This window comes from Prevotella sp. P6B1, assembly GCF_000702825.1.
Classification (GTDB): domain Bacteria; phylum Bacteroidota; class Bacteroidia; order Bacteroidales; family Bacteroidaceae; genus Prevotella.
The window spans coordinates 154,398-178,741 of sequence record NZ_JNKF01000012.1 but is presented as its reverse complement, the minus strand read 5'-3'; the positions used below and the strand labels follow the sequence as shown (position 1 = coordinate 178,741).

Here is a 24,344-nt window from a genome sequence, read left to right as displayed (position 1 = left end):
TCTTTTTATAATTAGAATGAAACCTGAATACCTCCTGAGATTGTGCGTACAGGAGCATAACTGTTAATTGAGGTTACGCTTGAGAATGACTGGCGAGGATCAAGACCCTTACGCTTTGACCAGAGCATCAGGTTCTCACCTGCAGCGTAAACACGGAGAGTTGACAAACCAAGTGATGAAATCCAGTTCTTAGGCAGTGTGTAGCCTACAGTGAATGACTGGAAGTTCAGATAGCTGGCGTTGGTCAGGAAACGGTCTGAACCGTATGCTGCATACTCATCGCCATACTGCCAACGAGGAATGTTAGAGCTGGTGTTGTTAGGAGTCCAAGCCTTCAGGATATCCTTGTGGTAGGTCTGACCTGCATCAGAGGTGCTGGTTGGGTTGGTCATCAGACCAGCATACTGTGAATCGTAGATCTTACCACCAATCTGGTACTCGAAGTTCATTGATACGTCGATGCCCTTCCAGGTAAATGTGGTTCCGAATCCACCGAATGCCTTAGGCAGTGTGGTACCGCTGGTATAACGAGAAGCCTCACCGATGTTAGTGGTTGTACCACTCTTCTGTGTACCAGGCTTGTTAATCACGTTAGTGGTAACCTTGCCACCAGCAGGACTCAGTTCTGCATCATAGTAGTACAGAGCCTCACCATTCTCGTTTACACCGGCATAAGCATAATTCATATAGTTGTTGATGGGCTGACCCTCAGCATACCAGAATGGAGACTCATAGAATCCACCGTTCTCTGTAACCTTTGCCTCGGGCAGTTTCAGAATCTTAGACGAGTTGTGTGAGATGTTGGCTGTAACAGTCCAGTCAAGATCCTTGGTGTGGATAATCTGACCTGTCAGTGTCAGCTCAACACCCTGGTTGCGGATGTCACCTACGTTACCATAGTAACCACGTGTACCTGCTGACTCAGGAATAGAGAGCCAGAACAGCTGGTCGGCAGTCTTACGGTAGTAGAAATCTACGTTACCAGTCAGACGACCCTTCCAGAGACCGAACTCCAGACCCAAGTTCACGTTAGTCATGGTCTCCCATGTAATCTCAGGGTTACCAAGCAGACGGAAGCTGGGGGCCATTGAGGTGTCGCTTGACTTAGAGAGTGTGTAGGTGTCAACATAGGTGAATGAACCGATGTTATCGTTACCCTGCTGACCGATAGAGGCCTTGATCTTCAGCATGTCGAGCCAGTTCTTAGTGCTCTCCATGAACTTCTCCTTAGAGATGATCCAGGCACCACCTACTGACCAGAACGAACCCCAACGGTGGTTCTTATGGAAATAAGAGGTGGCATCACGACGGAACGAAGCACTTCCGTAATATTTCTCGTTGAAGTTGTAGAGTACATTAGCGAAGTAACCCTCTACATTGTATTCGCTGGTATAGCTGTGTGAACCAGACATGGTTGCAAAGGCGTTCAGCTCAGGAATCTCTGCACTGAAACCACCAGTACGGGCTGCATCCAAATAACGGGTCTTGGTGTCGTACCACTCATGACCGATCATAGCTGTCAGAGCGTGACCAGTCCACTCGTTGGTGTAGGTCAGTGTCTGAACATGGTTCTGACGGAGTGTAGTACTCTGATACTTGGTGATTTCACCGTTTACACCTACCTTAGGACCATAGAGTGCGTTCTCATAGTCAGAGAACAGGGTGTGACCCCAGATGATGGTGCTGGTGTTGTTGAACTTCAGGTTATCAGTGAAGTTGATATCCAGTGTACCGCTGGCGTTCAGCTGGTTGCCGATAGTGTAAACCTTGTTATAGCGGTTAGAACCGAGTGGGTTACCAGTCTCAAGGAATGCACGACCTACACCATAGTTTGACGAGGCTACACCGTAGTCGTACTGAGGATTGCCGTTGGCATCAGTGCGAACAACTGGCTGACCTGTTGTTGGATCGATCACGCGAACGTAGATAGGATAGATAGGAGCAATACGTGAAGTATAGTAGAACAGGTTGGTTGAACCATAAGTATCGCTCGACAGGTTGGGGTTACTTTCGGTATTAGAGTGTACATAACCAATGTTTGCACCAACCTTCATCCACTTCTTCAGCTGATAGTCGGCCTTCAAACGGGCTGTTGTACGACGATAGCTTGAGTACTCTACGATACCATCCTCATTCAGGTGACCGAGGCTGAAGTAGAAACTACCCTTCTCGTTAGCTGCATTAGCGCTGATGGTGTATTCCTGACGGAGCGCATTGTGATAAGCAGCGTCAGTCCAATCCTCAGGAGCCATGTAGTAAGTCTCGCCATTATAGTCGTACTTGCGACCAAGAGTGGCGTTAGGATTCAGTTTGCCGTCGAGACCAATCAGGTTTTCGCCATCGGGAACAGTGTAAACATTGTAACCCAGGTGTGACAGCATGGTCTTGTTAGCCCACTGGTTAGCAGCGGCGTTGCTGTTACCCTGACCGTAGTAGCTGTAGTTGTAGAGCTGAGCGTAGTAGGTCTCGTAGAACTGAGCAGGATCCTTGATGACATCATAGTCCTGAACTGAACGAGAGTTAACACCCCACTTCATATCAACATTGATCTGAGCGTCGCGGCTCTTACCCTTCTTGGTAGTAACGATGATAACACCACCTGCACCACGAGCACCGTACAGAGCTGCAGAAGCAGCATCCTTCAGGACTGAGATTGACTCGATATCGCTGGGAGGAATGTTTGACAGGCTGGCTGTATAAGGAGCACCATCCACGATTACCAGAGGGTCGGTACCAGCATAAAGTGAGTTGATACCACGAATGCTAACTGCACCACCGCTTGATCCAGGAGCACCTGACTGGGCACCACGAATCTGCAGACCAGGAACGGCACCGGCCAGAGCCTGCTGCACGTTTGATACAGTATGCTTCTGCAGTTCAACCTCGCCAACAACGGCAGCCGAACCAGTGAAGGCCGACTTCTTCTGCTGTCCGAAAGCAACTACAATCACTTCATCAACCATCTTGGCATCGGTCTTCAGGAAGACACGCATACCATTCTTGGCCTTCAGAGTCTTGCTCTCATAGCCAAGATACGAAATTTCCAGCTGATCCTTACCAGCAGGAAGGGTAACATTGAAACGACCGTTTACGTCAGTCAACATACCTGTACTGGTACCAACCACCTTGACAGCAGCACCGATAATGGGCTGTCCGTCGTCTTGTGAGAGTACCGTACCGGTGATCTTAGTCTGAGCCAGCGCTGTTCCTACACACAGGAAGAGGCCGACCAAAAACATCGTTAGTCTTCTTTTCATAAATTCTCTCTCTTTTTGTTAATTATTAAATGTTTAACTATATTAATGTTCGCGTACATATTTATATTTTAGCACAATTAGTGGGCAGAGGTGTGCATTTTTTCACCTTATTATATATTATATATGGACTTCTTTAAATTACAGAAAGGATTTTATTATGAGTATCAGTATCAAATTTGAACTACACATTCACATCAACAAGTGTGAAAGTAAAAAGCAGGAAAAAACGTCATCTGTTTCAAAACTGAACTTCTTGCAGGCAGCAGAGACTGAAGTAGAACGACTCCAAGCATCGCTTAGTCAATCTACAACGGAGAATTACAAAACTGCATTACGTGCATTGAAACGTTATATGAAACAAGATATCGACATCTCTCAGGTAAACCAGCAACTGATGAAGGGGTTTGAACGATGGCTACGCGATCAGGGCCTTTGCACAAATAGCATCTCATGCTATATGCGTTCCATACGCTCGTTGCTCAATCGGATTAAGGGCGAAAATCCCACACACGCCTTCGATGGTGTTTACACAGGTCGTGCTAAAACTGAGAAGCGAGCTATCACCGAGGCCGACATCACCAGTATCAAGCAAACCCAACTCCGCCCGCAGTCTTTTCTCTGTCTGGTTCGCGACATATTCCTGTTTAGTTATTATGCCTTAGGAATGCCTTTTGTCGATATAGCTTTTTTGCGGCGTCATCAAATCACAGACCAGCAGTTGGTTTACCATCGCCATAAGACTGGACAACGTGTAGTTGTGCCACTTGAGCCGTGTATGCTTGAGATCATCAATCGCTATCAGTCTGACAGCGGATACGTATTCCCACTGCTAAAGTCAAACAATCCACAGAAAGCCTATCAGGAATATCTGCTCATGCTGAATCACTACAACCGCAGTTTGAAAACATTGGCCCGCAAAGCAGGTCTTTCATTGCGACTCACTTCCTACACAGCTCGCCATACCTGGGCCAGTGTGGCTTATGGTGCTAATGTCGATCTGCCCGTCATCTCAAAAGCCTTAGGGCATACAAATCCGCAAACCACACTTACCTATATCAAGGAAATCAATGACAATCGACTGGCCGAAGCTAATCGTATCATAGTCAATCGACTATGATTCTGACGTAACTCGCAGCTTGGCAGAATTTCCCAGCTTGGGAATGAAATATTCCCACGTTGGGAAACAAATATTCCCACGTTGGGAATATAAATGAAAATGTCATTTTTATGCAGAAAGAGTAGTTAGGAAAGCAAAGTGTTAGCAAAACGGCATTTCTGCTTTCAGACTGACTCAAATTGACTAAAATACCAGCAAAACTGTTAACAAAAGAAAAATAGAATGCTTTTTTTATAAATTTATTCTTTTATTTCATCAGTATAGTATATCTTTGCACCGTTTTCAGGCACTTTACTAACAAAAGACATGTATCGTTGCTTAAAATTTATTAATTTAATCATAATATTAACAACAAAAAACTGTTTATGAAGAAAAGACTTATGATGTCTCTGGCCTGCTTCCTATTGAGCATAGGTATGGCTGTGGCCCAGAGTAAAGTCTCAGGTACAGTCGTCTCTGCCGAAGACAATGAGGCCGTTATCGGTGCCACTGTCATGGTAGTAGGTCAGAAGACGGTTGCTGTGACTGATGAAGAAGGACACTTCACGATTAGTGTTCCTTCAGGTAAAAAACTGAGTATTAGCTATATCGGCATGGAGACCATGGTGGTAACAGCTAAGGATGGCATGAAGGTAGTGATGCACAACAGCGCTGCCCTTCAAGAGGTTGTGGTAACAGGTTTCCAGAAATTGGACAAGCGCTTGTTTACTGGTGCAACTTCAAAGTTGGATGCTGAGAAAGCCAAGCTCGACGGTGTGGCTGATATCTCGCGTTCACTAGAAGGTCGTGTAGCAGGTGTATCGGTTCAGAACGTATCTGGTACCTTTGGTACAGCGCCCAAGATCCGAGTTCGTGGTGCAACATCTATCTATGGTTCATCTAAGCCTCTATGGGTAGTGGATGGTGTTATCATGGAAGATGTAACAGAAGTAGATGCTGATGCTCTTTCTTCTGGTGATGCTGAGACACTGATCTCATCGGCTATTGCAGGTTTGAACTCTGACGATATCGAGTCGTTCCAGATCCTGAAAGACGGTTCTGCAACCTCTATCTATGGTGCCCGCGCTATGGCTGGTGTGATTGTTGTAACCACCAAGAAAGGAAAGCAGGGACAGACACGTATCAACTATACTGGTGAGTACACCATGCGCCTGAAGCCCAGCTACTCTACATTCAACATCATGAACTCGCAGGAGCAGATGGGAATCTACAAGGAATTGGAGAACAATGGTCTGATTTCTTTCGGTCGCACCTATCGTGCATCAAGCAGCGGTGTCTATGGTAAGATGTATCATCTGTTGAACACATTCGATCCTACTACAGGTACCTATGCATTGGCAAACACTGAGGCTGCAAGAAATGCTTACCTGCAGACTGCCGAGATGCGTAACACAGACTGGTTTGACGAGCTTTTCTCAAGCGAGATCATGCACAACCACTCAATCTCTATGTCAACTGGTACTGATAAGTCACAGTACTACACCTCATTCAGCTACATGAACGACCCAGGTTGGACTGAGGCTTCGAAGGTAGAGCGTTTCACAACCAATGTCAACGCTAACTTCAATATCTCGAAGAAGATTTCGTTGAACCTGATTGGAAATGCCAGCTATCGTAAGCAGAAGGCACCCGGTTCAACTAACTCAAGCAGCAATGCCGTAACTGGTGAAACCAGCCGCGACTTTGATATCAACCCATATTCATACGCTCTGAACACATCACGTACACTGGATCCAAATGCCTATTATGTACGTAATTACGCGCCATTCAACATCCACAACGAGTTGGCCAACAACAATATTGACCTGGATGTGTTTGATATGAAGGTTCAGGCCGAGTTGAAGTACAAGCCTATCCGACAGCTTGAATTCGCCGCACTGACAGCCTATAAGTATTCTGGTACCAACCAGGCAACTCAGATTCGTGAGAACTCAAACATGGCCATGTCGTTCCGTATGATGGACGATGCTACCATGCGTGATGCCAACCCCTGGCTCTACACCGACCCTGACGATGCCAACTCACTGCCAATCAGTGTATTGCCAAACGGAGGTTTCTACAATGAGAAGAAGTACAGAATGAGAAACTGGAGTGTACGTCTCACAGGTAGCTACAACGATGCTTTCAACAACGACATGCACATCATCAATCTGTTCGGAGGTATGGAGATCAACAACACTGACCGTACCCGTAGTAACTTCGATGGTGTTGGTATGCAGTACGACATGGGTTATCTGCCTTCTTATGACTATCGTTATTTCAAGCAGTCGAACGAGCAGAATGCCAACTACTACGGTCTGTCAAACACCTATGGCCGTGAGGTTTCATTCTTTGGTACTGCCACCTATTCATATAAGGGACGCTACATCATCAACGGAACAGCCCGTTACGAGGGTTCTAACCGTCTGGGTAAAGCCACCAGTGCACGTTGGTTGCCTACTTGGAACGTATCTACAGCATGGAATGCTCACGAGGAGCCCTGGTTCCAGAAGACCTTCAAGAACGTGCTGACCCATGCTACACTGAAGGCATCATACTCACTTACTGGTGATAAGCCTGCTACCAACAACGCACAGGTTATTATCCAGAGCTACAACCCCTGGCGTCCATTCACAAACGTCAAGGAATCAGGTCTTGAGATTTATGACTTCGCCAATCCCGACCTGACTTACGAGAAGAAGCACGAGTTAAACATCGGTGTTGACCTGGGCTTCCTGAACAACCGCATCAATGTACAGTTCGACTGGTACAAGCGTAACAACTTCGACCTGATTGGTCCTCGTACCACCAACGGTACCACAGGAACCCTGCGCGACTATGCTAACGTTGCCTCTATGCGTTCAAGCGGTGAGGAACTGTCGATCTCTACAAAGAACATTGTTACAAAGGACTTCCAGTGGACTTCAGATTTCATTTTCTCACACGTGAAGACCAAAGTAACCGAGCTTGAGACTTACACTCGTGTTATCAACATGATCAGCAACTCTGGTTTCACCATGCCTGGCTATGCCTATCGTTCACTGTTCTCTATGGACTTCCAGGGCCTGAACCAGGATGGTATTCCTACCTTCATCAATACAAACGGTGAATTGACTACAAGCGATATCGACTTCCAGTCGTACGATACCGACTATCTGGTATATGAAGGTCCTACAGACCCCACAACAACAGGTTCGTTAGGAAACACCTTCAAGTACAAAGGCTTCACACTGAACGTCTTTGCCACTTACTCATTCGGTAATGTCATCCGTCTGGATCCCGCATTCCATGTTACCTACTCTGATCTGGACGCTACTCCAAAAGAGTTCAAGAACCGTTGGACCATGGCTGGCGACGAGAAGTACACAGATATTCCTGCCATCGCCGACTTGCGCCTGATTCAGAATGACTCACATCTGTCGTATGCATACAATGCCTATAACAAGTCGACGGCCCGTGTAGCTAAGGGCGACTTCATCCGTATGAAGGAGATCTCACTGAGCTACGACTTCCCCAAGTCATGGATTGCTCACCTGAACATCAACTCATTGAGCGCTAAGCTGCAGGCCACCAACCTCTTCTTGATCTACTCTGACAAGAAGTTGAACGGACAGGATCCTGAATTCTTCAATACTGGTGGTGTGGCAGTTCCAATGCCTAAGCAGTTCACATTCACACTGCGTGTTGGACTCTAAGATCATATATAATATAAATAAGGTATAAAAGTAAGATGATTATGAAAAAATATATTGGATTATCCATCATCGCCTTGAGCCTTGGCTTGACCTCATGTAATGATTATCTCGACAAACTGCCCGATGACCGTGCTGAGGTAGACACAGAAACCAAGGTATCTCAGTTCCTGGTATCAGCATATCCTAAACGTTCGGCAGCTCTCATCATGGAGCATGCTTCAGACAACATTCAGGATAACGGGAAGCAGTACTCAGCCCAGGACTATCAGGGTTCAATGTATCGCTGGGAGCCTGTTACAACTACTTCATGGGAAAGCCCCCAGTGGATATGGAACTCACATTATACTGCCATCGCTACAGCCAACCAGGCTTTGCAGGCAATTGCCGACCTTGGCAACCCTTCATCTCTGAATGGCCAGAAGGCTGAGGCCTTGTTGTGCCGCGCTTTCGCTATGTTCCGTCTGAGCAATGTGTTCTGTATGGCTTATGACCCCACCAAGGCCGACCAGTATCTTGGCCTGCCTTATCCCACAGAACCAGGCGTAAGTATTGATGAGCGTGGTACACTTGAGGAACTCTACCAGAAGATCAATGATGATATCGAAGCAGCTCTTCCTATGGTCAGCGATGCTCACCTGAAGTCGCCCAAATATCACTTCAACGCGAAAGCTGCCTACGCTTTCGCAGCACGATTCAATCTGTATTATCACAAGTACGATAAGGCCATTCAGTATGCCACAAACGCTATCGGTAGCAATCCCAGTGCTGTATTGCGTAACTTTGAGCAGTACATGACACTTCAGGGAACCAGCGATATCAACAATGCTTATGTAGCAGCCTCTGAGCCTGCCAATTTCCTGTTGGTTACAGCCAACTCTATTGCAGGTCGTGCCATGTCGTCAAGCAGCTGGCGTCGCTATGCCTGTCACTACGACATCTGGCAGCGTGAGCTTGTCTGGGCTTCAGGCATGCCTTGGGGATCGGGTTCTTCCAACAACGTTTTGTATCAGGCAAAATTGCTGTACGGTGGAGCCAACCAGTCTATCTACACACCTGTCATGATGGAGTTCTTTGCTGTTACCGACAAAGTGGCAAATACCGGTACACCTTATATTGTTGACGTAGCATTCAGTGCCGACGAGACCCTATTGGTCCGTGCCGAGGCCTACACACTGACAAAGCAGTATGACAACGCACTGAAAGACATGAACTACTGGGTAGGTAACCACTGTCGTGAGACTTATGGAACGGCTAAGAAGCCAATCCTTACAGAAGAGTTGATCAATAAGACTTTCGATAATATCAAGTACACTCCGGATACTATATTTACAGCTACTCAGCGTACTCCCAAGAAGATGCTTCATCCACAGGGATTCACTGTTGAGTCGGGTACCCAGGAGAATTTCATTCAGATGGTTCTGCACATGCGCCGTATCGAGACATGGCAGCGTGGACTCCGTTTTCAGGATCTGAAGCGTTATGGTATCGTGTTCAGCCACAACATCGATGGCAGCGATCCTATCATCTTCAAGGCAGGCGACCCACGTGGCGCACTCCAGTTGCCTCAGGATGCTATCAAGGCTGGTATCGCACCTAATGAATACGGTGAGCAGACTACCACAGCCGTTAGTGATAAAGATAAAGACGAGATGAGCGTTTTGCGCGAGTCGGAAGATATGCAGAAATGATTAAAAAAGAATCACAATTATGAAAAGAACCATATTATCCATCATGAGTCTGCTGGCGTTGATGACAGTTGTGTCATCATGTAACAGCGACGACGCCCCCTCTTCGGAGAGCATCTTCAAGACAGAGGAGAAACCTCAGAGCGAGTTCGACAAGTGGCTCTATACCAACTTCACCCAGCCCTACAACATCGAGTTCCGCTACCGCTATCAGGACAGCGAAACCGACAACTACTACAATGTAGTACCTGCCGACCCAGAGAAGGCTAAGGCACTGGCTATTCTGGTGAAGGCACTGTGGATTGATCCCTATGAAACGGTGTTTGGATCAAACTTCATCAAGCAGTATGGTCCTAAAGTCTATCAGCTGTTAGGATCTCCTGAGTTCAACAATCAGGGGTCCATTGTGCTGGGCTATGCCGAGAGCGGTGTAAAGATCACCTTGTTCCGTGTGAACGAGCTTGATTTGGACAACATCTTCGTCAATACCGAGGATGCATATCGCAACCATTACTCGCTCCCCCTCGATCTGAACCATTGGTATTTCCACACCATGCACCATGAGTTCTTCCATATCATGACCCAGACACGTAACTTCCCAACAGACTTCAATCTGATCTCAGCCGGTAAGTATCACACCAGTGACTGGATTAACGTGGATGACGATGAGGCTCCACTGGAAGGTTTTGTGACCGGTTATGCCAGCAGCGAGCCCAATGAGGATATGGCGGAAGTATTCTCTACCTATGTTACTTCGACCGACAAGGTCTGGAACCAGATCATGAATCAGGCTATCGTAGATGGCGACATGACTTACTACAACGTACTGCAACAGAAAGTCGACATGGTTCGTGACTATCTGAACGACAGCTGGGGTATCAGCCTCGACGCTCTGCGCGAGGAAGTACTGAAGCGTACAGCAGGTGTATATGATCTGGATTTGAAAACTCTTAAATAAACAAAGCGTATGAAAAAGATATTCAACATGCTGCTCATTGCAGCTCTCGCTATCACATACACATCGTGTAAGAATGAGGTCGACGACATCTTCGACAACCCCTCAGCCGTACGAATCCAGAATGCCATGAAGGAATATAACACCACCCTGCAGTCGCCTGCCAATGGATGGCGCATGGAGTATTATGGTGGATTGGAGTATGGTGGCTACACGATGTTCCTGAAATTCAACAGCGATAACACTGTTACCGTAGCTAATGAGATATATGGCAGTAAAGCTACCGCAACCTCACACTACAAGCTGGAGCAGAGTGCTGGTGTAGTTCTTTCGTTCGATGAATACAACGAGCTCTTCCACTTCTTCTCTGATCCTGACAACGTTCTGGAAATCGGTGATAAAGGAAAAGGTATGGAAGGCGACTTAGAGTTCCGTATGCAGACCGTTAGTGCCGACAGTATTGTCATGACTGGTAAGAAGCATGGCAGCCGTATCGTGATGACTCCTGCCACCGAAGACTGGGGTCAGTATATCAACAAGGTTTCTGCTTCAGAGGAGGACATGTCGTTCGGTTCATACTTCTTCATTGTAGGCACCGACACTGCTACTGTTACCTCAAGCTATCGTCAACTGACATTCAGCTACACAGACGAAGAAGGTAATCTGAAGGAGGATGAGGTTCCCTATATCGTACAGCCAGGAAGCATGCACTTCTATAAACCTTTCGACATCTTTGGCAAAACTATTACCGACCTGAATTATCAGGGTGGTGATGATTATCTGTTCACATCTAATGAGGACGGTGCCGTGATGAAAGGCTATGTTGCACCACTCACAGTTGCACTTACTTCTGGCTCTTGGTATATCTGCTATGCCAACATGAGCCCTGCTGTACAGGCATACTGGGATTATGCTGCTCCCGGACACCTTGCAAAAGAAGGTGAGACGATTGGCTACTGCTATTTCTCTGGCAAAACGCTGTATATCAAGAGCGGAAACTACTGGAGTGCATTCGGCATGGGTGGAGATTTCCTCTCTGACACACAGATCCAGTATGCCGTTAAAACCTATGCAGGTACAAGTGCACAGCAAGGCAATGCCAAATACTATTGGGGCAGCAAGAGCGAGGATGGTGTTTACTACTTCCGCTACTTTATCCAGCCATTGACAGGAACATTCAACCTTGAGGCTGATGATGCGCGCAATCCGTCGATGATTAAACTGACGAATACGGAGAACCCTGATATGTATTACATTGTAACCAAGCAGGCTTATCCTGCCACAACAGGAATGGAATAATCTATCATCCATCCTAATCCAACCAAGACAGTCTCGCCCACCGCGAGACTGTCTTTTGTGATTTCAATTTTACACAGAAAGTGTAGTTTTAACATCAAATTGTAAGATAAATAATTATTCAACTTTCATATTGATTTTAATCAACTCGACATGTTGATTTGTTAAAAAATGGCATCAAAATGTGTTTTTTTTATAATTTTATTCGTTTTTTAGAATAATATGCACTATATTTGCAACCTGAAATTAGCAAAAAGGGCATAATAATGTAATACCTCTGCCCACTAATTGTGCTAAAATATAAATATGTACGCGAACATTAATATAGTTAAACATTTAATAATTAACAAAAAGAGAGAGAATTTATGAAAAGAAGACTAACGATGTTTTTGGTCGGCCTCTTCCTGTGTGTAGGAACAGCGCTGGCTCAGACTAAGATCACCGGTACGGTACTCTCACAAGACGACGGACAGCCCATTATCGGTGCTGCTGTCAAGGTGGTTGGTACCAGTACAGGTATGTTGACTGACGTAAACGGTCGTTTCAATGTAACCCTTCCTGCTGGTAAGGATCAGCTGGAAATTTCGTATCTTGGCTATGAGAGCAAGACGCTGAAGGCCAAGAATGGTATGCGTGTCTTCCTGAAAGCTGATGCACAGGCGCTCGAAGAAGTGGTTGTTACAGCCATGGGTATCAAGCGTTCGGCCAAAGCACTGGGTTATTCAGCTACAGCAGTAGAAGGTGAGAAAATATCACAGGCTCGTACAAGTGATGTGATGTCGAGCCTTGCCGGTAAGGTGGCTGGTGTACAGATCAGTACTGGTGCTGCCGATCCAGGCTCATCAAACTCTGTTGTAATTCGTGGCTTCAGCTCTGTTAGCGGTGGCAACCAGCCTCTGTATGTAGTTGATGGTGTTCCTATGCTGAACAATGCTATCACCAGTACCTCGCTCGATAATACCTACGACTTTGGTAATGGTGCAAATGCTATCAACCCCGACGACGTTGAGTCGATGACCATCCTGAAAGGTGCTGCAGCTACTGCACTCTATGGTAGCCGTGCTGCTAATGGTGTAATCGTCATCACCACCAAGAGCGGTAAGAAGCAGGAGAAAGGCATTGGCGTAGAGTATAACGGTGGTCTGCAGTGGGAGCAGGTTATGCGCCTGCCGCAGATGCAGAACGAATTCGGTATGGGTTGGAACGGTGATAAGACCGATGATGAGAACGGCTCTTGGGGACCACGTTTCGATGGCTCTACCCTGCGCTGGGGTACTCAATACAATAACAGCCAGAAAATCAAGTCGTATCTTCCCATCAAGGACAACCTGAAGGACTTCTACGATACTGGTTTCCGTTACAACAACAGCGTATCGTTCAATGGTGCTACTGATGTTAGCAATTATTTTGTGTCTCTGTCACAGATTCACGATGACGGTATCGTTCCTACCAAGGCCGATAGCTATAAGAAGTACACCTTCTCGGCTCGTGGCAGCCACAAGATTAAGAACCTTACCTTCAGCACCTCGCTGAACTATGCTTGGCAGAAGAACAGCTATGTAGGTGGTGGACAGAAAGAAGGCTCAATGATGAACTCACTGATGCAGACTCCACGTGATATCAGTATTGCTGAACTGAAGGATTTGAATGACATCTTCAATACACCAGGATACTATTATACTCCTTACAGTGTGTTGAATCCGTACTATATTCTTCAGAACCATGTAAACGAGGCTGAGACTGAACGCTTCTATGGTAAGTTCCAGTTGGACTACGACTTCCTGAAGTACTTCAAGTTTACTTATCGCTTTGGTCTCGACACCAGCACATGGCATCGTAGCACAGGTACTCCTAACTATGCAGCCCTGTTCCCCAATACACCTAACTACGCCGATGAGCTAAGCTCACTCACAGGCGGAGCTTCACAGCAGACAACACGTCGCCGTCAGATTGAGCAGGATGCGATGGTTACTTTCGATATGCCAATTGATGATTTCCATGTAAATGCAGTTGCAGGTTTAAATGGCCGTGAGTATAGGACTTCATCGCTCTATGCAGGTATTTCAAACCTCACTATCCCAACCTTCTACAATGTTACTAATACGGCAGACATCCCATCTGTTGATCAATCGCTGTCTAAGCTGCGTACTATGGGTGTTTATGCCCAGGTAGAAACCTCATGGAAGGACATGCTCTACCTGACTTTGACTGCACGTAATGACTGGTCGTCTACTCTGCCAAAGGAGAACCGCTCGTTCTTCTATCCTGGTGCAACCGTAAGCTGGCTCTTCTCTGAGTTGCTGAAGGATAAACTGAACTGGCTGAGCTTCGGTAAACTGCGTGCAGCCTATGGTAAGACTGGTAACGATGCTTCGGTCTACATGACAAATTCTGTATATGGACAGGCCAGCGCAAGCTCTTCTGGTTGGGGTTCAAGTTCATTCCCATTCACCAAGACCGGCACTAATGCCTATACCGCTGGTAACACATTGGGAAGCACTACACTGAGCCCTGAGATGACCACCGAGGTAGAGTTCGGATTGAACATGGCGTTCCTGAAGAACCGTGTATCGTTCGATGTTACCTACTATAATCGTAACACCGACAAGCAGATTACTACACTCAGTATGGATGCTGCTACCGGATATACAGCACAGAATATCAACCTGGGTAAGATCCGTAACCGTGGTATCGAGGCTCTGGTAAGTGTTGTACCTGTACAGACCAAGGACTTCAAGTGGGAGCTGACCTGGAACTTCACCAAGAACTGGAACAAGGTTGTAGAGATGCCCGACGAATTGGGTAATCAGGTAAGCATTTACGGATTCTCAGGCGGTCTCGGTCTCTATGCTATCGAGGGCAAGGAGATGGGTATCTTCATGGCTCACAAGGCTAAGGTCGACGATCAGGGCCGTTACATCGTAGATGCAAACGGTATGCCTCAGAACACCGACGAGACTTACGAGATTGGTTCGATGAACCACAAGTACTCTATGGGTATCGGCAATACACTGAGCTATAAGGGATTCACATTGTCGTTCGACTTTGATATCCGCAAGGGTGGTCTGATGTTCTCTCGTACCAAGGATATCGAGTACTTCACTGGTAACGCTATCCAGACAGCTTACAACGATCGTAACCCATTTGTAGTGCCCAATTCTGTATATGAGGACGGTACTGAGAACAGCACACCTCTCTATGGTACAAACCTCTATAAGTACTGGGATAATGGTGCATTGGAGATGGAGTCGTTCTCTCTGATCGACAAGAGCTATGTCAAGTTGCGTCAGGTAGTTCTTGGATGGGATCTGCCAAAGGCTTGGCTTGCCAAGACATTCCTCACAGGCGTGCGTCTTTCTGTATTCGGCAACAACCTGCTGATGTGGACTCCAAGCAACAACACCTTCGTTGATCCTGAAGTATCTTCATTCGGTAACGACTTGACCGGTAACTTTGGTGAGTATAGTTCTAACCCAAGTTCACGCAAGTTCGGCTTCAATGTCAATGTTAAATTCTAATTAATAAAAAGGAGACAACAAATATGAAAAAGATATATTTATTTGCTGCGGGTCTGATGATGCTTGCCAGTTGCGATATGGACATCAACGAGAACCCGAACTATCCTTCAAGCACAGACATCACGCCTTCCTTGCAGTTCCCTGCTGTAGTCAATGCAGTAGCTGCTACTACAGGCGACCAGATGTTCAACTATGCAGGATTCTTTGTACAGTATTGGGATCAGATGCCCGAGGCCAATCAGTATAACGATCTGGCCGAGTTAAATATCGATGAGACAAAGGACCTCATCAATCGTGGATATAGAACGCTGTATGCTGGTGCGCTTCAGGATATCAAGGATATCCAGGGTAAAACCACTAATACAGCTGATCTCTTTGCCTGCCAGGTTATGCGTACACAGATATTCCAGATTCTGGTGGACAATACCGATCAGACACCTTACACAGAAGCCCTTCAGGCAAGTGCAAACAGTACGCCGAAATATGACGAAGGAAAGGCTGTGTATGAAGGTGTATTAGCTGAACTCGATGAGGCTCAGGCTGCTATTCAGTCTTCAGACCTGATGACTATGACCGATCCTATGCTCAAGAAGAATGTTAATCAGTGGATAGGTTATGCTAATGCATTGCGTTTGCGCATGTATCTTCGCCTGATCGACGGTGGTGTTAATGCCGCTGAGTATACCAGCAAAGTGAAAGCACTTGTTGCTGCAGGTAATTTCTTTACCGGTGATGTGGCTTGGGATGTATATACTGATCAGGAAGGTCAGTTCAACCCATGGTATGCAGGAGTCTTCTCATTGGCTAACAACCACTGTGCCGGCTATGCACTCGTAGAGTACTACAAGGCCATGAATGACCCACGCTTGGGTTATGCTTACAATAAGCGTAGCTCTGACAATACTTACGTTGGTCAGCTGCCTGGTTCAAAACAGGAACCTAACGTTTATTCAGATGCTTCAAGCCGCAAGAACAGCGCTGTTAGTGCTCTCAATTATGGAGTTACACATGACATGGCTGTCTATCTGTTCACACAGAGTGAGTTGCAGTTCCTCATTGCTGAGGTTGAACTCCGTTTCAACAATAACACTGCTGCTGCTAAGGCCGCTTATGAGAAAGCTGTGACACTCGACTTTACTTCGCGTGGTGTAGCTGGTGCTGCTGATTTCCTGACTGCCGATGGTTCGTTCGATAATGCTGACGACCAGTTGGAACTGATTTACCTGCAGAAGTGGGCTGCCCTCTTCTTGAAGGATCATCTGGAGGCTTGGTCAGAGGTTCGTCGTACTGACGTACCCAAGCTGTCGGCTATGTCTGCCGCACAGGTTGCTGCCAATCCTGCTGCCTACACCCCTGGACAGCTGATTGCTCCAGGTAGAAACTACTTCGGAAATGGCAACATTGCAATGAGTATCCCTTACTCAAGCGACTCTCGCAAATATAATGTGAATACTCCTAAGGCCCGCGCAATTACGGACAAGGTGTTCTGGGATGTTAAATAATAAACTGACAAGCTGAAAATATGAAAAAGATATTTATGTTTGGTCTGGCCATCTGTATGGCGACCCTCGGACTGACCTCATGTAACGACGATAAGGATCAGCTTACCGATTCGAGAGTGACTCATTTCGCAAACCTCGAGTTATTAGGTGATGATATCGTTGAGATTAATGTCGGTGAGACTTTTACCGATCCTGGCTATGTAGCTACAGAAGGCGAGGAGGATATTACCTCAAGGGTGATAGTTTCTGGTAACGTTGATACAAGTAAAGGCGGATTCTATACCCTCACATATAGCGTTGCTAACAAGGATAATTTCGCTGTTGAAACAAGCCGTTTGGTCATGGTGAAGAATCCTAATAGCCTGGCAAGTGCATATTATGGCGATATCGTATTTGGTGCCCGCCATTACTCTGATGTGCCCATAACTATTACCGATCTCGGCAATGGTGTATATGAGATCGACGACATTATGTGTGGTCTCTATTTCTACGGAATGTATCCGGGATATGAACCAACCTATGATTTCCATCTTGAAGGCAAGGTTACGCTCAATGCCGACAATACGCTTACTCAGGTAGGTGTTGGTGACTGGTACTTTAGCAGCAAACCAAGTATCGCAAGTGGTTCGTACAACCCTGAAACAGGAGTGGTTAGTTGGGTTACGAGCAATAACGCTATAGTTACATTAACAAAATAAAATAATAGATTAAGCATTATGAGAAAATATATTTCATTATTCTTGTTTGCCATGATCGGTGCTTTCGGTTTCACAGCATGTGATGTAGAGACCGACATCGAGCCAGGTGGAACCAACGTTGAGAAAATGGCTGGTAAATGGGAAGTTACCGTTGATGCTGTAGATGATGCTGGTAACGTCCTGTATGAAGATCCCTATGGCATGGGTACTGTTATCATGTACACCTATAATACAGCAGCCAATAATAATACTGAAATGTGGCTGGATGACGATGGCGAGTTCTGGACATTCAAAATGAAGGTTAACGTGAACTACGAAGGCCGTACATTCGAGTGCTCAGCAAAGGACTACGATGCAAAAGGTAGTGGTCAGGCAACTGTAACAGGCGGAAAAATCCTGGAGAATGCTGCCAAGAACCTGCATGGTATGCCAAACGACAGTATCGTATTTAACATCGTCTTCTCTAACGATGATTACAATTTGACATACCGTGTATCAGGACAGCGATACACAGGTTTCTACGAGTAAAAAGGATGATTCAAAAATAAGGAAGGTCCCTGCAATTCTGCGGGGACCTTTATTATGTTGTTTACAGATAACACCAGGATGAATCAGTAAAGATGACAATAATAACCTGAATTCGCAAATAATCGGATGCTCAAGGGGGCATCCGATTATTGTTGGGGTATAATTTGCGTTATTTATTTCACTTGAACTACCAGGTACTTGCTGGTTGACCAGAAGGCCTGTGGGTCGGTGATGCGGAGTATCAACTGCTTGTTGGCATCGGGCTGCAACTTGTAGGAGTTGGCGGGATGTGCTGTCAGGATCTTGGCATCCTTGCTGTAGAGCTTGATCTCCTTGTCAACACGGATATCAATCTTGGTGAAGTAGTCGCGGTTGAAGTCGCCCTGCAGAATCTTGTTCTTACTGAACAGACCGTCCTTGGTGATAATCTGCTGCTTCTTCAGCTCGTCCTTGGTGCCATATACGAACCAAGCGGTATTCAACTGTTTCTCCTGATCCTTCAGTTTCTTGGCCTGAGCATCGTTCTCGCTCTGAAGGGCGCGTGCGTCTTCCTTCATCGAGTTGAGTTCGTATTTCAGTTCGCCAATATGGATATTCTTCAGTTCGAGCTGCTCCTGCATCTCTACAATCTGCTGGTCCTTCTTCTCCATCTGCTCTTGCAGACTGGCGATTACTTTCTTCAGCTTGTCGCCTTTGATAGAGCTCTCACGAGCCTGCTGCTTCAGTTTGTTAATCAGATCCTTGTTCTGCTGCATCATCGACTGGATGAACTGGAAGTTCTCAGCGATGCGCTCCTTCGTGTTAGTGCCTTCGCCAGTCTTGGCTAAGGTGACGCGGTTCTGGGCCTCGGTGATCTCGCGGAATCCCTCCTCGATGTCGATCAGGGTGGTCATCATGTCGTTGATTTCATCATCTTTCTGGGCAATCACTTGATTCAGTGAGTCACGCTCTGCGCGAGCCTGATTTTCTGCCTTTCTGGCTGCCTCATTACAACTTGCCATAGCCATGGCACACATTGCAAAGATAAATAGTTTCTTCATAATTCCTCTTGTTTATTGATTTGTTCTTTATGATCATTACCTGCCAGGATGATGACAATCTCACCCTTGGGCTCGTGTTCCTTGAAATGGGCTATCACCTCAGTGAGTGTGCCTCTGACGCTCTCCTCGTGAATCTTGGATATCTCGCGACATACGCTGACCTGGCGCTCTGGGCCATAGAACTCGGCAAACTGCTGCAGGGTCTTCACCACGCGATAAGGCGATTCGTAGAAGATCATGGTGCGCTGTTCGCCTTTCAGCGATTCGAGCTTGGTCTGGCGTCCTTTCTTCTGAGGCAGGAAGCCTTCGAAGGCGAAGCGGTCGCAAGGCAGACCACTCGCTACAAGGGCTGGCACAAAAGCGGTTGCGCCAGGCAGACACTGTACTTCGATGCCTGCACGTACGGCCTCGCGAACCAGAAAGAATCCCGGGTCGGAGATGCCAGGTGTGCCAGCATCGCTTATCAGAGCCACATTCTCGCCTGCCTGCAGTCGGGCTACGATGGAGGCGGATGTGCCGTGTTCGTTAAACTTATGATGTGATAAGAGTTGGTTGTGGATGTCGTAGTGCTTCAGCAGTTTGCTCGATGTGCGAGTATCTTCTGCGAGTACGAGATCCACCTCCTTCAGAATGCGGATGGCACGGAATGTCATGTCTTCCATATTCCCAACTGGGGTCGGTACGATATATAATATGCCCATTACAAGGGGCAAATATAAGGCAAAATAGCGGAATAGACAAATAAAAGGCAAAATCTTTGCAATTTTTAAAAGGTATTTGTAAATTTGAACGCAGTTCGAAGATACTTTCGCTCGAAAATTCCAAATTTGTTTGGTATTTTACTCGCTTATTCGTATCTTTGTCGCCAATATGACAGATATCTTAATAGGTGAGGCACACAGACCTGGTAGAATAGAAGTTGTGTGCGGCTCGATGTTTTCGGGCAAAACGGAGGAGCTGATCCGACGAATGCGCAGAGCGCAGTTCGCCAGACAGCGTGTGGAGATATTCAAGCCGGCCATTGATGTGAGGTATTCGGAAGAAGACGTGGTGAGCCATGACCAGAAACACATCCAGTCGACACCTATTGACTCATCGGCCAGTATCCTGTTGCTGGCAAGCGATATCGATGTGGTAGGTATCGATGAGGCGCAATTCTTTGATATGGGGATTGTTGATGTGTGCAACGAACTGGCAAACCGTGGCGTCAGAGTCATCGTGGCCGGACTGGATATGGACTTTAAGGGTGTGCCTTTCGGACCTATGCCAGCGCTTTGCGCTATTGCCGACGATGTGACGAAGGTGCATGCCATCTGTGTGAACTGTGGCAATCTGGCTTACGTAAGTCATCGTAAGGTGGAGAGCGAACAGCGGGTATTGTTGGGTGAGACTACGGAGTATGAACCTCTGTGCCGGGAATGTTATCAGAAAGCAATCAAAGAAGAGAATGAAAGAAAAGACAATCACGCTTGACCAACTGGTGCGCTGGGTGGGAGCAGGCCTGCTGGTGCTGGGTATCCTCTGGCTGGTCAACTATCTGAGCAATGTATTGCTGCCGTTTTTTATTGCCTGGTTCTTTGCCTATCTGCTGTATCCGATGGTGAAGTTCGTGCAGTATCGGTTGCATGTGAAGAGTAGGACGCTGAGTATCATCATCACACTGATTGTGGTGATTGCCGTTCTCGGTGGTATCATCTATCTGATTATCCCACCAATGATTGAGCAGTTTGATAAGTTGGGCGGACTGGTGAGCGGCTATATACAGGAGGAGGCTCATATCAAGGATATCCCCGGTGCCATTCAGCTCTGGATAGATCAGAATAGCAGGGAAATCCAGAAGTTCTTTGAGAGCGACAGGTTTACGGATAGTCTGAAAACGGTGCTGCCCCGACTGTTTAATGTACTGGGTCAGACCGCCAGTGTGATTCTCGGTATTGTGGCATCGCTTATCACCTTATTATATATGTTCTTCATTCTGCTCGATTATGAGTATCTGACTGAGAACTGGATCCGTATCTTCCCAAAGAAGAGTCGCCCCTTCTGGCAGGGACTGGGTAAGGATGCCGGACAGGCACTTAACAATTATGTGCGCGGTCAGGGAACGGTGGCACTCATCATGGGTGTGCTGTTCTGCATCGGCTTCACCATCATCGACTTCCCCATGGCCATCGGTCTGGGCATTATGATCGGTATCATGGACCTGGTGCCTTATCTGCATACGTTTGCCCTGATACCAACGGTATTGCTGGCGTTGCTGAAGTCGGCTGATACAGGACAGAACTTCTGGGGAATCTTGGCGTTGGCCCTGCTGGTGTTTATTGTGGTGCAGTTGATATGCGACATGATTGTGACACCTAAGGTGATGGGTAAGGCCATGGGCCTGAACCCTGCTATCCTGTTATTGTCGTTGTCGGTTTGGGGTGCCTTGTTAGGGTTTATCGGACTCATCATTGCACTGCCTTTGACCACACTTTTGATTGCTTATTATCAACAATATGTGACAAAAGATAAGGAATTTGAGGGGTTAGAAGAAAAATCTTCTGAATAAATTTGGTAGTTTCGGAAAAAGATAGTACCTTTGCACCCGCTTTCTAATGGGAGCATGATTTAAGGTCGATCCGTTAGCTCAGTCGGTAGAGCACAACACTTTTAATGTTGGGGTCTTGGGTTCGAGCCCCAAACGGATCACAGAAAAGAGAGACTCAATCGAGCCTCTCTTTTTTGTGTCTTTAAAGTTTCACTGTTACTTGGTTGCCGTTGTAGTCGATGGTCTTTGCAGTGCCATCGGGCAGCACGATGTGGAACTGACGGTTGAGCAGCATGCCCTTGTAGCCGCCTTGGCGGGCGCTGATGTGGAGGGTGCGTGTGCGCTCTGTCCAGGTGAAGATGATATTCGAGTAGTAGCCCTGCTCGTAGTTGTAGTTGTCGCCTTCATCCTCATAGAGACTGAACGTGCCGTCGGCGCCGGGGTAGAGGCGGATCTCGAGGTTGTCCCATGACTTCTCACCTACATACTGCATCTCCGGGCCCAGGGGCACGATGCTGCCGGCACGTACGAACATGGGTACCTGGTCGAAACGGGTGGTGAGGGTGACATGCTGTCCGCCCTTGTACTGCCTGCCTGTCCAGAAATCATACCAGGTAGCACCCTTGGGCAGGTATTTTGTGGCGGTCTTCGTGGCGTGCCAGTTGATACCGCTTGTCTCTTCCTGGTCGCCGCTGACATTTTTCTTATCCCAGCCGGTCATGGCATCTTCCTTGATGATCTTCTCCTGGGTGTACTGCGCCTCGACGATGGGGGCTGCCAGGATGCTACGGCCGAACATAAACTCATCGGTCATGTCCCACACCTGCTTGTCGGCAGCAAAGTCGCTGAACAGCGGGCGCAGGTAGCTCTCGTTGTTGGCGGTCACCTGTCCGGCGATACTATATATATAAGGTAGGAGGCGGTAGCGCAGGCGGATCATCTTCTCGATGGCGTCGTATACGGGCTCGCCCTTTTGGCCGAACTGCCAGATCTCACGGGGTGCGTCGGCACCATGACTGCGGAACACAGGACAGAACAAGCCATACTGCATCCAGCGCACATAGAGCTCCTGGAACTGCGGGTTGCGAGGGGCTGAGCCTGCGCCCTTGGTGTTATAGGAGCCACAGAAGAAACCACCGATGTCGGTGTTGAAGTTGGGGTTGCCGGTGAGCGAGAAGCTCAGACCGGCAGGGATCTGCTTGCGCAGCATATCCCATGATGAGGCCACGTCGCCGCTCCACATGTTGGCGCCATAGTGCTGCTGACCGGCAAAGGCCGAGCGGGTCATGATGAACACACGCTTGCCACGGTCGTCCTTGCGCTGCGACTGGTAGATGCCCCGCACGGTCTCCAGGGGGAAGGCATTGCGCAGTGAGCGCCAGGTGCCGCCGGTCACAGGGTGCTGGTAGTCGCTCTCACGGGGATTGAAGAAGTCGGGGTCGGTAGAGTCCATCCACCAAGCATCGGTGCCATAGTCGTAGAGCTTCTTCAGGTATTTCCAGTAGATGGCGCGTGCCACAGGACTGAAGGCGTCGTACACTTTTACGCCAGAGGGATATTCCATGATGGGCGGCCATACGTGTGAGATACCGCTCTGTGGCCAGGTCTCGATGGGCAGCAGCAGTCCCTTCTCGTTGAGCTCGCGGAACTGCTGGGTCTGCGGACCGAAACTTGCCCAGATGCTGATCATGAAATGGGCGTGTTTACGGTGCACGTTCTGAATCATCTGCGGACCATTGCTGAAGTCCTCCGACAGGAAGTCCATGGCGTTCCACAGGTAGTTGGAACCCCAGTACTGCCAGTCCTGGATGATACCGTCGAGGGGCACCTGTAGGGCACGGTGCTGGTCCACGATATGCTCGGTTTCGGCAGCGCTCTTATAGCGCTCTTTCGACTGCCAGAAGCCATAGGTCCACAGGGGGAACATGGGCACGTCGCCACTCAGGTAGCGCATCTGGGCAATGACGCCATCGGCAGAGCCGCCATACATAAAGTAGTAGTCGATGGCCTCGCCCGCCTCCGAGGTGAGCGACATGCCGTTGGCATCGTCGTCAAACTGTGTGGGGGCGTAGTTGTCCCAGTAGAGGCCCCAGCCCTTGATGCTCTGGATCACATTCTGGAAGTCCTCGAGGTTCGACTGTTCCATGCGTTTGTGCTCACCGCGGCGGTTCATCTTACCGTTCTGGATGGTGCCCAGGCCGTAGATGGCCTCGCCCTTGTCGAGGGTGAAGGTCTGGTTCAACGGACTGAAGCTGTGTGACTTCTCACGCAGCAGCACCTTGCCCTTGGCGGTCATAAAGGTGATGCAACCGGTCTTGGCGTCGAGTTTCACGCTCAGTTCACTACTCGATGTGGTGTTGCCCCGTTGGGTGAGGGCTACCTGCTGAGGCTTGGCGATGATCACCTTGCTCTCAGGTGTTACGGTCTGGCCTGGGTACTTGACGACATGCACCACCGAAGGGGTGAAGAACTCAATCTTCACGCCTTGTGCCCACAGGGCGACGGGTGCCATCAGGGCCAGAATAGCAATGATTCTTCTGTTCATAG

15 protein-coding genes and 1 tRNA gene are annotated in these 24,344 nt (G+C 47.7%); 12 read left to right on the top strand and 4 right to left on the bottom strand.

All coding sequences use genetic code 11. The features are described 5' to 3' along the window. Positions 1-11: 11 nt before the first annotated feature. A complete protein-coding gene (locus T495_RS0107675; protein WP_033148219.1) occupies positions 12-3,257 on the bottom strand; it encodes a TonB-dependent receptor in 3,246 nt (1,081 codons plus the stop codon). Between the two features lie 157 nt (positions 3,258-3,414). Between T495_RS0107675 and T495_RS0107670 the strand changes: the two genes are divergently transcribed. The 9 genes from T495_RS0107670 (at position 3,415) to T495_RS0107630 (ending at position 18,230) form a co-directional block, all read left to right on the top strand. Continuing rightward, entirely contained in the window at positions 3,415-4,374 is a 960-nt protein-coding gene (locus tag T495_RS0107670) for a site-specific integrase (protein ID WP_051651924.1), read from the top strand. Positions 4,375-4,739: 365 nt separating this feature from the next. Continuing rightward, on the top strand, positions 4,740-8,048 hold the full coding sequence (locus T495_RS0107665) for a SusC/RagA family TonB-linked outer membrane protein (RefSeq protein WP_033148218.1): 3,309 nt from the start codon (positions 4,740-4,742) through the stop codon (positions 8,046-8,048). A 41-nt stretch (positions 8,049-8,089) separates the two neighbouring features. Beyond that, the gene (locus tag T495_RS0107660; protein WP_197020360.1) at positions 8,090-9,736 is read left to right on the top strand and encodes a RagB/SusD family nutrient uptake outer membrane protein; all 1,647 of its coding nucleotides are present in this window, start codon (positions 8,090-8,092) and stop codon (positions 9,734-9,736) included. A 19-nt stretch (positions 9,737-9,755) separates the two neighbouring features. Next, positions 9,756-10,691 (top strand): putative zinc-binding metallopeptidase, encoded by a 936-nt coding sequence (locus T495_RS0107655; protein ID WP_155993520.1) that lies wholly within the window; start codon positions 9,756-9,758, stop codon positions 10,689-10,691. Positions 10,692-10,700: 9 nt separating this feature from the next. Continuing rightward, on the top strand, positions 10,701-11,987 hold the full coding sequence (locus tag T495_RS15190; protein WP_051651923.1) for a DUF4302 domain-containing protein: 1,287 nt from the start codon (positions 10,701-10,703) through the stop codon (positions 11,985-11,987). 362 nt (positions 11,988-12,349) lie between these two features. Beyond that, positions 12,350-15,502: a SusC/RagA family TonB-linked outer membrane protein gene (locus tag T495_RS0107645; protein WP_033148216.1), complete on the top strand. Its 3,153-nt coding sequence runs from the start codon at positions 12,350-12,352 to the stop codon at positions 15,500-15,502. A gap of 23 nt (positions 15,503-15,525) precedes the next feature. Next, a complete protein-coding gene (locus T495_RS0107640; RefSeq protein WP_033148215.1) occupies positions 15,526-17,004 on the top strand; it encodes a SusD/RagB family nutrient-binding outer membrane lipoprotein in 1,479 nt (492 codons plus the stop codon). Between the two features lie 20 nt (positions 17,005-17,024). After that, positions 17,025-17,702, top strand: coding sequence for a BT_2262 family domain-containing protein (locus tag T495_RS0107635; protein ID WP_033148214.1), 678 nt, complete (start codon positions 17,025-17,027; stop codon positions 17,700-17,702). 18 nt (positions 17,703-17,720) lie between these two features. Next, positions 17,721-18,230 carry a lipid-binding protein gene (locus T495_RS0107630; protein ID WP_033148213.1) on the top strand — a complete coding sequence of 170 codons (510 nt, stop codon included), beginning with the start codon at positions 17,721-17,723 and terminating at the stop codon, positions 18,228-18,230. Positions 18,231-18,403: 173 nt separating this feature from the next. On the opposite strand, the gene T495_RS0107625 is transcribed toward T495_RS0107630, so the two are convergent. Continuing rightward, positions 18,404-19,270, bottom strand: coding sequence for a hypothetical protein (locus tag T495_RS0107625; protein WP_028902180.1), 867 nt, complete (start codon positions 19,268-19,270; stop codon positions 18,404-18,406). Then, entirely contained in the window at positions 19,267-19,971 is a 705-nt protein-coding gene (gene rsmI, locus T495_RS0107620) for a 16S rRNA (cytidine(1402)-2'-O)-methyltransferase (RefSeq protein WP_028902181.1), read from the bottom strand. Before rsmI ends, T495_RS0107625 begins: the two co-directional genes overlap by 4 nt. 169 nt (positions 19,972-20,140) lie before the next feature. On the opposite strand from rsmI, the gene T495_RS0107615 reads away from it, so the two are divergent. The 3 genes from T495_RS0107615 (at position 20,141) to T495_RS0107605 (ending at position 21,958) form a co-directional block, all read left to right on the top strand. Beyond that, a complete protein-coding gene (locus tag T495_RS0107615; protein WP_028902182.1) occupies positions 20,141-20,743 on the top strand; it encodes a thymidine kinase in 603 nt (200 codons plus the stop codon). Next, on the top strand, positions 20,718-21,818 hold the full coding sequence (locus T495_RS0107610; protein WP_028902183.1) for an AI-2E family transporter: 1,101 nt from the start codon (positions 20,718-20,720) through the stop codon (positions 21,816-21,818). Before T495_RS0107615 ends, T495_RS0107610 begins: the two co-directional genes overlap by 26 nt. A gap of 67 nt (positions 21,819-21,885) precedes the next feature. Beyond that, a tRNA-Lys gene (locus tag T495_RS0107605) sits at positions 21,886-21,958 on the top strand. Positions 21,959-21,999: 41 nt separating this feature from the next. Here T495_RS0107605 and T495_RS0107600 read toward each other — a convergent pair. Then, complete coding sequence (locus T495_RS0107600; RefSeq protein WP_033148212.1) at positions 22,000-24,342, bottom strand: TIM-barrel domain-containing protein; 2,343 nt, start codon at positions 24,340-24,342, stop codon at positions 22,000-22,002. Positions 24,343-24,344: the final 2 nt, after the last annotated feature.

Excerpts from the sequence above, each read along its gene's own strand:
- T495_RS0107675 (WP_033148219.1), bottom strand. The coding sequence starts at position 3,257 with ATGAAAAGAAGACTAACGATGTTTTTGGTCGGCCTCTTCCTGTGTGTA.
- T495_RS0107670 (WP_051651924.1), top strand. The coding sequence starts at position 3,415 with ATGAGTATCAGTATCAAATTTGAACTACACATTCACATCAACAAGTGT.
- T495_RS0107665 (WP_033148218.1), top strand. The coding sequence starts at position 4,740 with ATGAAGAAAAGACTTATGATGTCTCTGGCCTGCTTCCTATTGAGCATA.
- T495_RS0107660 (WP_197020360.1), top strand. The coding sequence starts at position 8,090 with ATGAAAAAATATATTGGATTATCCATCATCGCCTTGAGCCTTGGCTTG.
- T495_RS0107655 (WP_155993520.1), top strand. The coding sequence starts at position 9,756 with ATGAAAAGAACCATATTATCCATCATGAGTCTGCTGGCGTTGATGACA.
- T495_RS15190 (WP_051651923.1), top strand. The coding sequence starts at position 10,701 with ATGAAAAAGATATTCAACATGCTGCTCATTGCAGCTCTCGCTATCACA.
- T495_RS0107645 (WP_033148216.1), top strand. The coding sequence starts at position 12,350 with ATGAAAAGAAGACTAACGATGTTTTTGGTCGGCCTCTTCCTGTGTGTA.
- T495_RS0107640 (WP_033148215.1), top strand. The coding sequence starts at position 15,526 with ATGAAAAAGATATATTTATTTGCTGCGGGTCTGATGATGCTTGCCAGT.
- T495_RS0107635 (WP_033148214.1), top strand. The coding sequence starts at position 17,025 with ATGAAAAAGATATTTATGTTTGGTCTGGCCATCTGTATGGCGACCCTC.
- T495_RS0107630 (WP_033148213.1), top strand. The coding sequence starts at position 17,721 with ATGAGAAAATATATTTCATTATTCTTGTTTGCCATGATCGGTGCTTTC.
- T495_RS0107625 (WP_028902180.1), bottom strand. The coding sequence starts at position 19,270 with ATGAAGAAACTATTTATCTTTGCAATGTGTGCCATGGCTATGGCAAGT.
- rsmI (WP_028902181.1), bottom strand. The coding sequence starts at position 19,971 with ATGGGCATATTATATATCGTACCGACCCCAGTTGGGAATATGGAAGAC.
- T495_RS0107615 (WP_028902182.1), top strand. The coding sequence starts at position 20,141 with ATGACAGATATCTTAATAGGTGAGGCACACAGACCTGGTAGAATAGAA.
- T495_RS0107610 (WP_028902183.1), top strand. The coding sequence starts at position 20,718 with ATGAAAGAAAAGACAATCACGCTTGACCAACTGGTGCGCTGGGTGGGA.
- T495_RS0107600 (WP_033148212.1), bottom strand. The coding sequence starts at position 24,342 with ATGAACAGAAGAATCATTGCTATTCTGGCCCTGATGGCACCCGTCGCC.